The sequence below is a fragment of the Glaciimonas sp. GG7 genome, from assembly GCF_052976905.1.
This window is the reverse complement of the sequence record NZ_JBRIIQ010000106.1, coordinates 1-13,180: the sequence shown is the minus strand read 5'-3', so window position 1 is coordinate 13,180 and position 13,180 is coordinate 1. Positions and strand designations below refer to the sequence as shown.

The window sequence follows — 13,180 nt, the reverse complement described above, 5'->3', positions numbered from 1 at the left end:
TGGACCCCCTGGTCCCAAACCAGGTGCGCTACCGGGCTGCGCTACACTCCGAAGAACAAGATCATACTCGGCATCATTATTTTGGTCAATACGTTTGTTCAAACTTTCATTAAAAATTCGCTATCTCTTCAGATAAAATCAATTGTGATCGTTCAAAAATGGCGCTGAAACAACTTCCCCGTCCAGGCTCAGACGTGATCACCAAACGTCCTCGATGCCGTAGCAAAACATGCTTCACGATTGCAAGTCCAAGACCGGTTCCTTGCGTCATTTGCGAACGGGTTTTATCTACCCGATAAAACCGTTCAGTCAAGCGACTTAAGTGCTCTTCTGCAATACCGATCCCATCATCCTGTACAGTAAATGCAGCACCCTCGCCAAACAATTTCCAACGCATCTGAATCGATCCGCCATTCGGCGTGTAGCGCACAGCATTGGTTAATAAATTCGTGAACAGGCTTTCAAGTTCATCACGATTACCTTTGAGATTAATCTCCTGCGCCTCTAAGGTGATCAGATGTTTGCCCTCAGATAAGGCGCGTGCTTGTTCCAAAATGTGATCCAACATCGGCAGCATTTTTACGGTTTCGCTTGCGGGCTGCTGGACCAAAGACTCGAGTCTGGTCAAGGTCAGCATGTCGGCCACTAAACGTTGCATGCGCTGGCCTTGCTCAACCATTAAACTAAGCTGACGCACACGCGTATTTGGATCCATGTCGCTTGATATTGCGTGCTCTAAAAAACCGTTAATAACGGTCAATGGTGTGCGTAATTCATGCGAGGCATTGGCAATAAAATCACGCCGCAAGGTGTCGAGTTTTTCAGCTTGGGTTACATCATGGGTGACCAGAATTTGGCGATGATTATCGAAAGAGATTAATTGCAGCTGTATTTTTCGGCGATGTTGAACAAACGGTAGCGGCTGCTCAAAACGGCCCGACAACATGTAATCAACAAACTCGGGCGCACGGATTAAATTGGTCAGAAGGCGCCCCTCGTCACGGATGCAATCAAGGCCTAAATGTTTTTCGGCTACCGGGTTGCACCATTCCAGATGCATCACGTCATCCACAATCACAACACCGTCTGGGAGCAAGCTCATGGCCTGTCGAAAACGCGCCAGCCACTCTGCCATATCGATCCGAGAACGCTCATCTTCACGACGAATATCTTCAAGCCGGGCTGCGGCATGTGACCATAATCCCCATGTTTTGGGACGCGGCGTCCCGGCGGGGCGATCGAGCCATTGCTCGATACGATAGAGCGACCACATTTGTAAAAATAACAGGACTGTCAACGACAAACCAAAACAAACCAAACTAATGATGTAGCCATAAGACGCAGCCAACGCCAACATGACGAGACACAACAAAGCAAACCACAACAATGTCGGAACCCAAAAAGTACTGGCTTTACGAGTTACCCGAAAAGGCGTATCCAGAGACATCTTACGAGGCCAACTCTGATGTAATTTTGTAGCCTACGCCTCGAATTGTTTTGACGTAATCGGCTGCCGATCCTAAGGATTTTCGTAATCGCATGATGTGGACATCGACAGTACGCTCTTCGATAAAAGTATGATCTCCCCATACTTTATCGAGTAATTGTGCACGTGAAAATATCCGTTCAGGATGCGCGATCAGGAAGCGTAGCAACTTGAATTCTGCCTGATCCAATTCGATGGTGCGATCTTCTACGGAAACTTGATAACGGTCAGTATCGATACTGATAGCGCCATATTTCAATGCGCTGTGACCAAGTTCCGGGACCTTGCGCCGTAAGAGTGCCTGAATCCGTGCAACCAATTCTTTAGGTGAAAACGGCTTGGTAACATAATCATCGGCCCCATCGTTGAGACCACGAACCTTGTCTTCGTCCATCCCTTTGGCTGTCAACATAATGACTGGCAGGGTAGCGGTCCTTGTCTGACTACGCCATTCTTGCAGTAGCGATAAACCGGACGTATCGGGCAGCATCCAGTCGAGTAAAACAACTTGCGGCAACATTGCTGCAATCGCCTCACGTGCCTGACTTGCGTTGCAAGCAATTTCACAAGAAAATCCGGCGTCGTCGAGCGTGAAGCGTAAGAGCTCGGCGATGCCAGGCTCATCCTCTACAATCAGAATGTTGGTTTGATGTTTTGACATCTATGCGCTGAGTGGTGAAAGTAATCGAATTAAAACAAATAATAAAACTCAAACTTAAACTTAAACTGAAATTTTATCGGCAATGCGTCGCGCCATCGTTTGGGCCAAGTCAGCCGTCTTGGCTTCTACCATGACGCGTATCAATGGCTCGGTACCGGAGGCACGAATTAATACGCGTCCATTGTCACCGAGTTCTGCTTCAACCGCTGCTTTTTCAGCAACAACTGCTGGCTGCAGTTGCCAGTCGAAACCAGCACCGACCTTCAAGTTAATCAAGGTTTGGGGATACATACTGATATCAGCGGTGATTTCGGCCAATGACAAACCACTACGGCTTAATGCCGACAATACCTGCAACGCCGAGACAATACCGTCGCCCGTCGTATGTTTATCGAGGCAAAGTATGTGGCCCGACCCTTCTCCGCCAAGTATCCAGCCACGCTCCTTAAGTTGTTCCAACACGTAGCGGTCACCGACCTTAGCGCGTGCAAACGCGAGACCTTTTTGCTTGAACGCCACCTCCAACGCCATGTTGGTCATCAAGGTTCCAACCACGCCTTTAACGACACTGGATTGGAGTCGATCTTTGACGATGACATACAGTAATTCATCACCGTTATAGATCCGTCCAGAAGCATCGACCATAATTAATCGATCCGCATCACCATCGAGTGCAATGCCTATATCAGCACCATTTGCACGCACGGCAAGAGCCAGCGCATCCGGCGCAGTTGCACCAAAGCCAGCATTAATATTAAAACCATTAGGTTTATTGCCGATTGCAACTACCTCAGCACCTAGCTCATGAAAAACATGCGAAGCAATGTGGTAAGCCGCTCCATGCGCAGTATCGACAACAATAGTCAATCCACGCAAGTCAAGATCGTTGGGAAAGGTACTTTTACAAAATTCAATATAGCGACCTGGCGCATCGTCCAGACGTTTCGCTTTACCTAGTTTATCGGATGTGACGCAATGCATAGGCTGCTCTAGCGCCTCCTCAATGGCAGCTTCGACTGCATCGTCTAACTTGTTTCCGTGAGCCGAAAAAAATTTGATCCCGTTATCATCAAACGGATTATGAGAAGCAGAAATAACAACCCCAGCCGATAATCGCAAGGCGCGTGTCAGATAGGCAATCGCGGGCGTTGGCATTGGCCCCGCCAACATCACATCTACACCTGCTGCTGCAAATCCTGCCTCCAGCGCGGCTTCCAGCATATATCCAGACACCCGCGTATCTTTACCGATCAATACTGTCGGCTTGACCGTCGGAGACACCGATTGCGCAAGCACTTTGCCAGCGGCATACCCCAATCGCATGACAAAATCAGGCGTAATTGGAGAGACGCCTACACGACCACGGATACCATCAGTACCAAAATATTTTCGCGTCATTTATTGCTTCCCGTTTTCATACGAATGGTTTTATTTTTTTCGAATTTGCCACTGCACTCTTTTGGCTGTTCGAACTTGTTGCCGCTCAATGCTGCAACAAACTTAGACTAAGTGAGTTGGCGTTGCTTTAATATCAGGAATCCCTGTAACCAAACTTCACGTTAAACGTTACCAGCTCGCCAGACCGCAAGTGCATCGATCGTTTCTGCTACGTCATGTACGCGCACTATCTTTGCACCCTGAGCAACCGCAACCAAGGCTGCTGCGAGGCTTCCGGCCAATCGTCGCTCAACTGGCTTGCCAGTCAAATCGCCTAGCATGGTTTTACGTGATATCCCCGCCAGCAAGGGCAAATCCATTAATTGCTGCAACTTTCCCATATTTTTTAGCAAGACAAGATTGTGCTGAAGCGATTTGCCGAAACCAAATCCCGGATCGATAACGATGCGCGCCCGATCAATGCCCTCTTGCTCCATCAGCGCTATTCGCTCAAGCAAAAACGTGCTTACCTCACTGAGCACATCTTCATATTCAGGCTTTTCCTGCATAGTTTCGGGCTTGCCCTGCATATGCATGACGCATAGTCCGCAATCATTGGCCTTCACTATATCCAACGCGCCTTCAGCCCTAAAACCATTAATATCATTGATTAAATCAGCGCCGGCGGCGATTGCCTCACGCATTACTACTGGTTTATAAGTATCAATGGAAAGAGGTTTGCCACAATCGCGCAGCGCGTAAATCACTGGCATCACGCGATCCAACTCTTCCGAAAGTGATAAAGCTGGACTGCCCGGGCGACTTGACTCGCCGCCGATATCAATAATATCGACACCATCAGCGATCATCTGCTCTGCATGCGACAAGGCGAACTCCAGCGAGTAAAACCTTCCCCCATCAGAAAAGGAATCCGGTGTGATATTGAGTATTCCCATCACCAACGGTCGCGCATTGGGAGTATTGACCGGCAGGCGGTAACGACCACATTGAAAATATTGTTGCATCATTTATTTGAATAAACAAAAAGGGTGAGGATTTCTCCTCACCCTTGCTGAGATTACTTTGAAGTTGCTTGACATAATGAACGTACATTACGCCACCGCTGATAGGTCAAACGATCAGGCCGGAGCAGTCGCCGTTGGTGAAACACCACCAGAGGAGCTATCCGTTGGCGTTTTCTTGACCGGGATGCCGTACTTAGGCAAACGCGGCTCAAGGCCTTCCATGATGTCGTTAATCTGGTCAGCATCGATTGTTTCCCAATCAAGCAGGGCCTTGGTCATTGCTTCGACTTTTTCACGATTCTCTTCCAGCAATCGTCGTGACAACGCATATTGCTGATCCAAAATACTACGAATTTCTGCGTCAACTTTTTGCTGAGTCGCTTCTGATACAGTCTTTGAAGCCATACGGCCAAAGTATGCATCTTGCTCGGTATCTTCGTAGACCATCGTGCCCAGTGTTTCTGACATACCGTATCTGGTAACCATCGCACGTGCCAACTTCGTAGCGCGCTCAAAGTCATTGGAAGCACCGGTCGACATTTGATGCATAAAGATTTCTTCAGAAATACGACCACCAAACAGGATAGCGATCTCTTCAAGCATCTTGTCTTTATACATGTTGACACGATCATGCTCAGGCAACTGCCAGGTCAAACCAAGCGCAAATCCACGCGGCATGATGGTGACTTTATGCACTGGATCAGCTTTTGGTAGCAACTTTGCAACCACCGCGTGTCCAGACTCATGATAAGCAGTGTTGCGACGCTCTTCTTCACGCATCACAGCAGACTTACGCTCTGGCCCCATCACAATCTTGTCTTTTGCATCCTCAAAATCTTGCATTTCTACTAACCGCTTGGTACGACGCGCAGCAAACAATGCCGCTTCGTTCACTAGATTCGCTAAGTCTGCACCTGAAAAACCTGGCGTACCGCGGGCCAGAATATCTGCTTTGACATCTGTAGAAATAGGGACCTTACGCATGTGCACGTTGAGAATTTGCTCGCGACCACGAATATCGGGCAAACCAACCACTACCTGACGGTCGAAACGACCTGGGCGCAATAGCGCTTTGTCGAGAACATCGGCACGGTTAGTAGCAGCAATGACGATAACGCCAGAGTTCACTTCAAAACCATCCATTTCAACTAGCATTTGATTAAGTGTTTGCTCACGTTCATCATTGCCGCCACCCATACCGGCACCGCGATGACGACCAACTGCATCGATTTCATCGATAAAGATAATGCAAGGAGAATGTTTTTTAGCATTCTCAAACATATCCCGCACACGCGAAGCACCGACACCGACGAACATTTCAACAAAGTCTGAGCCGGAAATGGTGAAAAATGGCACCTTTGCTTCACCTGCAATCGCACGCGCCAACAATGTTTTACCAGTGCCGGGAGGGCCAACCATCAAAACGCCGTGTGGAATACGACCGCCCAACTTTTGAAACTTGGTCGGATCGCGCAGGAAATCGACAATTTCAGACACTTCATCCTTCGCCTCATCGCAGCCTGCGACATCAGCAAAGGTAACTGTGTTGGTAGTTTCGTCCAACATCCGTGCTTTTGACTTGCCGAATGAGAAAGCGCCGCCCTTACCGCCGCCCTGCATTTGGCGCATAAAGAATATCCAGACACCGAGCAACAGAATCATCGGGAACCAAGATATAAATACTTGCGACAGGAATGATGGTTCTTCTGGCTGCTTAACGTCGAATTTCACACCGTTATTGAGCAAATCACCAACCAGACCTCGGTCTAAGAATGTGGCAGTTGTCTTAACTTTTTTGCCATCAGAAGTATTCGCAATAATGCTGCGATCTTCAATTACCGCATCTGAGATGTGCCCTGCTTTCACATCGGCAATAAAGTCCGAATATGCAATCGGAGTCGCACCAGTCGCTAGTCCTTTAGTATCGAACTGTTTGAATACGGTAAAAAGCACCAAGGCAATGACAACCCAGATAGCGGCTTTTGAAAACATGTTATTCACTAGAACTCCTTGAGCGCGCGATGCGCCGATATACGTGTTGCTTCGGTGCAGCCTCGCACTTGATTTAATGCTTTCGGAAAGACCCTGATTTTACTCGTAATAATCAGTCGTTACTAGGAGCCTGTCGGACTTAGGGAGTCGAAGCGAAAAATGACCGGAGCGAGGACGGATTTTGCCGGATTAGCGGTACCAATAGCTGGCTATTGGTCAAGAAACCGGTGAAATCTGGACCGTTCAGGTCATTTTGCAGTCGACTCTCCTAAGTCCGACATGCTCCTAGGGTCGATATGTGGACATACCCATGAAAAAACAAGGATAAACTCACAATATTTTGACTAGCATCGAAATCATGAAAAACTCTTTAAGTTTCGCCCGAGCAAAAATATCTCCGATGATTTATCGCGGCTGGCTTTCGGCTTTCGAGAGCCAACGGTTTCAAAAGTTTGCCGAAATTTACCCAAGACCTCGTTGTAGCCTCTGCCGTTAAAACATTTAGCCAGCAATGCACCGGTTGGTTTCATATGGTTTTGGGCGAATTCAATTGCCAAATCAATGATTTCTTCAACGCGAGCAGCGTCCGCAATGGCAATTCCTGAAAGATTGGGCGACATGTCCGATAATACAAGGTCTACCTTTCGGCCTGCCAACAGACGCTCTAATTGCGACAAGCTGTCTTGCTCACGAAAGTCGCCCAGGATGAAATGCACGTCAGCGATCGGCTCCATCTCCAAAATATCTAATCCAATTATCATCCCGTGTATGCCGCCACCTTCTTGCCCTGCAAGCTTGTTGCGCACATATTGCGACCAGCTTCCGGGGGTGGAGCCAAGATCGACAATAATTTGACCCGGCTTGATTAGCTTATCAACTTCATCAATTTCTTTGAGCTTGTAAGCAGCCCGAGCACGATAGCCTTCTTTCTGTGCCAACTTCACATATGGGTCATTAATGTGATCGTGCAGCCAGTTTTTGTTTAATTTCTTCTTTGCCATTCGCGTAGAATACCGTTTTTAAGGAATTTTTTATTTATGTTGAAACTCACACCCGCCGAGCGCAGCGAACTCCGCTCCGAAGCCCACGCACTAAGTCCAGTAGTATTGATCAGTGAAGAAGGTCTAAAACCATCACTGCTAAAGGAAATTGATAATTGCCTCAATTCTCATGGGCTCATCAAAGTGCGCGTATTTGGCGACGATCGCGAAGCGCGGATTGCAATCTACGAAACTATTTGCGAAAAACTCGGTGCCGCACCGGTGCAGCACATCGGCAAACTTTTAATACTGTATCGTCCACAAAAAGATGCTGCTAAGGCACGCACTGAAACACGTGGGAAAGGTATGCGCGAAGTCACCATCGTTAAACCAAGTCCAAGTGGCACTAAACGGCCATCGGTTACGAAGGTCATGGTAAAAGGAAATGAACGTGTCACTGCTGGTGGCAATATCAAGCGTTCCAAACCTCGGCAGAAGAGCCGCAAAAAATCTGCGCTTGGTCAATAATTCAGCCCTAAGCTCGCAACTTTTAAACATCAGGGGAGTATGCGCATATTACCCGAAGTAGCGAGCTTAAAGACCGCTAAAGGCTAATTCCCCTGTTACGGCGCACAGTCGATGCACGATCCTAGCGCAATGTGCGCAACTTCAAAATCAAGCCAACACCTAGCAGGCTTTGAATCATATAAATGGCGCTGGCAACGCCATGCAAAATGCCAAATTGCATCTTCATACCAGAGCTCATCACACCACCCGGCCCTGCAGCTTCACGTAAAGATGCCATAAACGGCTGAATACCAAAATAACCAATCAGCGTGCAAAGCAGCATCGTAAGGGTTAGTCGCAACAAGGTCTTGCGTAAGGGGGCATTATCGTCGCCTGTTCGAAAACCGAATAGCAGCACCAACAACAAACCGCATGCGACTCCCAACCAAGCCTCGACTCTGAACAGGCTTCCCGCAATCGTGCCAGCAAGAACCCGATCTGACAAAGTGGCAAACAGGGTTGGCGCAACCAAATATCCAATGGTCCACAAACTACCTACCCACAAGGTCGCAATCAACAATCTTGTCCGTACTACTATCATCGCGACTCCTAAAACGATTTCTATCGACTGTACTTCAATGGAAATAAAACGAATTGGATGGGCATTGGCATTATGTGAGAGATCATCGGTACCGATCGCATGCACAGACAGGCCTAAAAAACTCTAGATGTAACGCACGCCAAGTATTTCATACTCACGAATACCGGATGGTGCCTGGACTCCGACTACGTCCCCTGCACTTCTTCCAATTAATGCACGTGCAATCGGTGATGTAATCGAAACTTTCGAGACTTTGATGTCGGCCTCATCCATGCCGACGATTTGATAAGTCACTTTCTCACCTGTCTCCAAATCCTCTAAATCAACGGTGGCTGCAAATACTACCCGACCATCAGCATCTAGTGCTGTTGGATCAATCACTTGGGCTGCTCCTAGCTTGCCTTCAAGATCTGCGATACGTCCTTCAATAAAACCCTGGCGTTCTTTAGCCGCGTCGTAATCCGCATTTTCCGAGAGATCGCCGTGCGCCCGCGCTTCTGCAATCGCGTTGATAACAGATGGACGCTCTTTCGTTTTCAAGCGTATCAGTTCATCTTTCAACAATTCGGCGCCAAACTTGGTAAGGGGTACTGAGCTCATAATAATTTTCAAAAATCTAAATACGGTTTGTCAATTTAGGAAATGTCAGGGATATGTAACGCCATGCGCATCACCCTCCCCGCTAAATTCGCTAGCGTTATTTACTACTTGCGCCTTCATTTTCTGACAATGAAGACGCTTCATACAAAAAATTTATCACTTCATCAAAGACAGCGATGCAATAAAAGAGCGCGGAGGTCACAAACAACACCGAATTGGGCATTGTTTGTGACCTCCGCATGAGCGTCTTAAATTGTATATATTACGTCTAGTGTAAAGTCTTATGCAAACCTTGTAAATCGTAGACATTCAACTCGTCCAGATGACGCATACCCTGAACTGCCGCTTCCGCCCCCGCAATGGTGGTGTAAGTTGTAGCCCGCGCTTGTAGCGCCGAAGTGCGTATTGCCCTGGAATCAACAATTGCACTGCGTTTTTCTTCGACTGTATTAATGACCAATGTAATTTCATTGTTCTTAATCATATCAACGACGTGCGGACGACCTTCAACTACTTTATTCACAGTCTTCACCGGAATACCGGCAACGGAGATAGCTGCCGCCGTTCCTTTCGTTGCTACGACTGTAAAGCCCATCGCGACCAAATCCTTGGCAACCTTTACCGCACGCGGCTTGTCACCGGCTTTGACGCTTAAGAATACTTGTCCGGAAGTTGGCAATTTAATACCGGCACCAAGCTGAGACTTAACGAATGCCTCACCAAAAGTTTTACCGACTCCCATCACTTCGCCGGTCGATTTCATTTCCGGCCCGAGTATTGTATCCACGCCTGGGAATTTAACGAATGGGAATACGGCTTCCTTAACGCTGAAATATTTCGGCACAACCTCGTCTTTAATCCCTTGGCTATCCAGCGATTGACCCACCATGCAGCGCGCTGCAATCTTTGCCAATTGCAAACCGGTAGCCTTCGAGACAAAAGGCACTGTACGAGATGCGCGTGGATTGACTTCCAGTACGTACACAACGTCTTTACCATCGATCTGTTGAATCGCAAACTGCACGTTCATCAGACCAATAACGTTCAATCCCTTGGCCATCAACGCGGTCTGACGTTTCAACTCATCAATCGTTTCCTGCGCCAGCGAATATGGCGGCAACGAACATGCCGAGTCGCCCGAATGGACGCCAGCCTGCTCAATGTGCTCCATGACGCCACCAATGAAAGTACGTTCGCCGTCTGATAAGCAATCAACATCGACTTCGATAGCATCGTTCAAAAAACGGTCCAGTAATACTGGCGAATCGTGCGAAACCTTAACGGCCTCACGCATATAGCGCTCAAGATCGCGTTGCTCATGGACGATTTCCATCGCACGGCCACCCAATACATAGGACGGACGAACCACCAGTGGATAACCGATTTCCTGCGCCAGACGCAGAGCGTCCTCTTCAGTACGGGCAGTCCTATTTGGCGGTTGACGCAGATTCAGATCGTGCAATAGTTTCTGAAAACGTTCGCGGTCTTCAGCGGCATCGATCATATCCGGCGAAGTGCCGACGATAGGCACGCCATTCGCTTCCAAATCCAGCGCTAGCTTCAAAGGCGTCTGACCGCCGTATTGCACGATCACGCCGTAAGGCTTCTCTTTATCGACGATCTCTAATACATCTTCAAGCGTCAATGATTCAAAATACAAACGGTCAGAAGTGTCGTAATCGGTCGATACGGTTTCAGGATTACAGTTGACCATGATGGTCTCGTAACCGTCTGCGCGTAGCGCAAGCGCTGCATGCACGCAGCAATAATCGAATTCAATACCCTGACCGATACGATTAGGACCACCGCCAAGGACCATGATTTTCTTTTTATCAGTCGGATTCGACTCGCACTCTTCCTCGTAGGTCGAGTACATATAAGCCGTATTCGTCGAAAATTCGCCCGCGCAGGTATCGACGCGTTTGTAGACCGGCCGCAAATTCAATGCGTGGCGCTTGGCGCGCACTTCGGTATCCGTGACTTTCAACAACTTGGCCAGACGACGATCGGCAAAACCTTGCTGCTTTAACTTAAATAATGTGTCGCGATCCAGTCCGTCTAACGTTTGCGTGCTTTCCAGCCACAATTCGGTATCGACAATTTCTTTGATTTGCGACAGGAACCAAGGATCGATATGCGTCAATTGATGCACTTCTTCCAGGGTAAAACCTTGCGCGAAAGCATCGCCGACATACCAGATCCGGTCCGGTCCGGGTTCACCGAGCTCTTCTTCGATGACTTCACGATCCTGGGTTTTTTCGTTCATGCCATCAACACCGACTTCAAGTCCGCGCAGGGCTTTTTGAAACGATTCCTGGAAAGTACGGCCAATTGCCATGACTTCACCAACGGACTTCATTTGCGTAGTCAGATGATCGTCAGCAGCGGGGAATTTCTCAAAAGCGAAACGCGGAATCTTCGTCACCACATAGTCAATTGAAGGCTCAAATGACGCCGGCGTCGCGCCGCCTGTGATTTCATTGCGCAGCTCATCCAACGTAAAACCGACCGCCAGTTTTGCCGCGATTTTTGCGATCGGGAAACCGGTTGCTTTGGATGCCAGTGCTGAGGAGCGTGAAACGCGTGGATTCATTTCGATAACAATCATCCGACCATCAGCCGGATTAACTGAAAACTGAACGTTCGAGCCGCCAGTATCGACACCAATCTCGCGTAACACCGCAAGAGAGGCGTTACGCATGATTTGATACTCTTTGTCCGTCAGCGTCTGTGCTGGCGCAACCGTGATGGAGTCGCCAGTATGCACGCCCATAGGATCGAGGTTTTCAATCGAGCAGACGATGATGCAGTTATCTGCCTTATCGCGCACAACTTCCATCTCAAACTCTTTCCAACCAATCAGTGATTCTTCAATCAACAATTCTTTAGTTGGCGAAGCTTCCAGGCCGCGCTTGCAAATCGTCTCAAACTCTTCTGCGTTATACGCAATCCCACCGCCCGTGCCACCCATTGTGAACGAGGGACGAATGATGCTTGGAAAACCGAGTTCTTTTTGGACGACCCAAGCTTCATCCATGCTATGCGCAACACCGGAACGGGCAGAAGCCAGACCGATCTTGGTCATCGCAGCCTTGAATTTAGAGCGATCCTCAGCCTTGTCGATCGCCTCTGGTGAGGCGCCGATCAACTCAACGTTGTACTTAGTCAGGATGCCGTTGTGATGCAAATCCAGTGCGCAATTAAGTGCTGTCTGGCCGCCCATCGTCGGCAAAATCGCATCCGGTTTTTCCTTAGCAATGATGCGCTCCACGACTTGCCAGGTAATTGGCTCGATGTAGGTCACATCGGCCATTTCCGGGTCGGTCATGATGGTCGCCGGATTACTGTTGACCAGAATGACTCTATATCCCTCTTCACGCAGCGCTTTACAGGCTTGCGCGCCAGAATAGTCGAACTCACAGGCCTGACCGATAATGATCGGTCCAGCACCAATAATCAGTATGCTTTTTATATCGGTACGCTTAGGCATTTTTATTTTTCTCCAGCATCGCTTGATTCATCAGTTGAATAAAGCGATCAAACAAAGGGGCGACGTCAGTTGGGCCGGGCGACGCTTCTGGATGACCCTGAAAGCAAAATGCCGGCTTGTCAGTGCGCTCAAAACCTTGCAATGAACCATCGAACAACGAAACATGCGTGACGCGGCAATTGGCTGGCAAAGTGGCCGAATCAACAGCAAAACCATGATTCTGCGAGGTGATCATGACTTTTTTGGAATCGAGATCCTGCACCGGATGGTTAGCGCCGTGATGGCCGAATTTCATCTTCATCGTTTTGGCACCGGATGCCAGCGCCATGATTTGATGTCCGAGGCAAATACCAAACACAGGTATTCCACGCTCAATCAACTCTTTCGTCGCCGCAATCGCGTAATCAAACCGGCGCGGTATTAACCGAGGACTTTCACCTCAACATCCCCGGCTACGTCTA

10 protein-coding genes and 1 pseudogene are annotated in these 13,180 nt (G+C 48.5%); 1 reads left to right on the top strand and 10 read right to left on the bottom strand.

The features are described 5' to 3' along the window. Nucleotides 1-109: 109 nt before the first annotated feature. The 6 genes from phoR to ACVBEF_RS17935 all read right to left on the bottom strand — a co-directional run bounded on the left by phoR (nt 110) and on the right by ACVBEF_RS17935 (nt 7,542). On the bottom strand, nt 110-1,447 hold the full coding sequence (gene phoR, locus ACVBEF_RS17960; protein WP_447125292.1) for a phosphate regulon sensor histidine kinase PhoR: 1,338 nt from the start codon (nt 1,445-1,447) through the stop codon (nt 110-112). A gap of 1 nt (nt 1,448) precedes the next feature. Then, a complete protein-coding gene (locus ACVBEF_RS17955) occupies nt 1,449-2,147 on the bottom strand; it encodes a response regulator (RefSeq protein ID WP_447125291.1) in 699 nt (232 codons plus the stop codon). 60 nt (nt 2,148-2,207) lie between these two features. Next, nucleotides 2,208-3,545, bottom strand: coding sequence for a phosphoglucosamine mutase (gene glmM, locus ACVBEF_RS17950; protein WP_447125290.1), 1,338 nt, complete (start codon nt 3,543-3,545; stop codon nt 2,208-2,210). Nucleotides 3,546-3,706: 161 nt separating this feature from the next. Beyond that, entirely contained in the window at nt 3,707-4,549 is an 843-nt protein-coding gene (gene folP / locus ACVBEF_RS17945; RefSeq protein WP_447125293.1) for a dihydropteroate synthase, read from the bottom strand. A 114-nt stretch (nt 4,550-4,663) separates the two neighbouring features. Then, on the bottom strand, nt 4,664-6,550 hold the full coding sequence (ftsH, locus tag ACVBEF_RS17940) for an ATP-dependent zinc metalloprotease FtsH (RefSeq protein WP_447125289.1): 1,887 nt from the start codon (nt 6,548-6,550) through the stop codon (nt 4,664-4,666). A 347-nt stretch (nt 6,551-6,897) separates the two neighbouring features. Further along, nucleotides 6,898-7,542: an RlmE family RNA methyltransferase gene (locus ACVBEF_RS17935; RefSeq protein WP_447125288.1), complete on the bottom strand. Its 645-nt coding sequence runs from the start codon at nt 7,540-7,542 to the stop codon at nt 6,898-6,900. Nucleotides 7,543-7,578: 36 nt separating this feature from the next. Here ACVBEF_RS17935 and ACVBEF_RS17930 point away from each other — a divergent pair, with 36 nt between their 5' ends. Next, on the top strand, nt 7,579-8,049 hold the full coding sequence (locus tag ACVBEF_RS17930; RefSeq protein ID WP_447125287.1) for a YhbY family RNA-binding protein: 471 nt from the start codon (nt 7,579-7,581) through the stop codon (nt 8,047-8,049). 121 nt (nt 8,050-8,170) lie between these two features. Here ACVBEF_RS17930 and ACVBEF_RS17925 read toward each other — a convergent pair whose 3' ends face one another. The 4 genes and pseudogenes from ACVBEF_RS17925 to ACVBEF_RS17910 form a co-directional block, all read right to left on the bottom strand. Continuing rightward, nucleotides 8,171-8,629, bottom strand: a complete 459-nt coding sequence (locus tag ACVBEF_RS17925; protein ID WP_447125286.1) for a DUF4149 domain-containing protein — start codon at nt 8,627-8,629, stop codon at nt 8,171-8,173. 123 nt (nt 8,630-8,752) lie between these two features. After that, nucleotides 8,753-9,229 carry a transcription elongation factor GreA gene (gene greA, locus ACVBEF_RS17920; protein WP_447125285.1) on the bottom strand — a complete coding sequence of 159 codons (477 nt, stop codon included), beginning with the start codon at nt 9,227-9,229 and terminating at the stop codon, nt 8,753-8,755. Between the two features lie 268 nt (nt 9,230-9,497). Beyond that, entirely contained in the window at nt 9,498-12,719 is a 3,222-nt protein-coding gene (carB, locus tag ACVBEF_RS17915) for a carbamoyl-phosphate synthase large subunit (protein ID WP_447125284.1), read from the bottom strand. Then, nucleotides 12,712-13,137 (bottom strand): annotated as a pseudogene (locus ACVBEF_RS17910) (glutamine amidotransferase-related protein); the annotation flags it as partial. The gene carB and the pseudogene ACVBEF_RS17910, both read right to left, overlap by 8 nt. Nucleotides 13,138-13,180 lie beyond the last annotated feature (43 nt).

Excerpts from the sequence above, each read along its gene's own strand:
- carB (WP_447125284.1), bottom strand. The coding sequence starts at position 12,719 with ATGCCTAAGCGTACCGATATAAAAAGCATACTGATTATTGGTGCTGGA.
- ACVBEF_RS17930 (WP_447125287.1), top strand. The coding sequence starts at position 7,579 with ATGTTGAAACTCACACCCGCCGAGCGCAGCGAACTCCGCTCCGAAGCC.
- ACVBEF_RS17925 (WP_447125286.1), bottom strand. The coding sequence starts at position 8,629 with ATGATAGTAGTACGGACAAGATTGTTGATTGCGACCTTGTGGGTAGGT.
- phoR (WP_447125292.1), bottom strand. The coding sequence starts at position 1,447 with ATGTCTCTGGATACGCCTTTTCGGGTAACTCGTAAAGCCAGTACTTTT.
- greA (WP_447125285.1), bottom strand. The coding sequence starts at position 9,229 with ATGAGCTCAGTACCCCTTACCAAGTTTGGCGCCGAATTGTTGAAAGAT.
- ACVBEF_RS17935 (WP_447125288.1), bottom strand. The coding sequence starts at position 7,542 with ATGGCAAAGAAGAAATTAAACAAAAACTGGCTGCACGATCACATTAAT.
- ACVBEF_RS17955 (WP_447125291.1), bottom strand. The coding sequence starts at position 2,147 with ATGTCAAAACATCAAACCAACATTCTGATTGTAGAGGATGAGCCTGGC.
- glmM (WP_447125290.1), bottom strand. The coding sequence starts at position 3,545 with ATGACGCGAAAATATTTTGGTACTGATGGTATCCGTGGTCGTGTAGGC.
- folP (WP_447125293.1), bottom strand. The coding sequence starts at position 4,549 with ATGCAACAATATTTTCAATGTGGTCGTTACCGCCTGCCGGTCAATACT.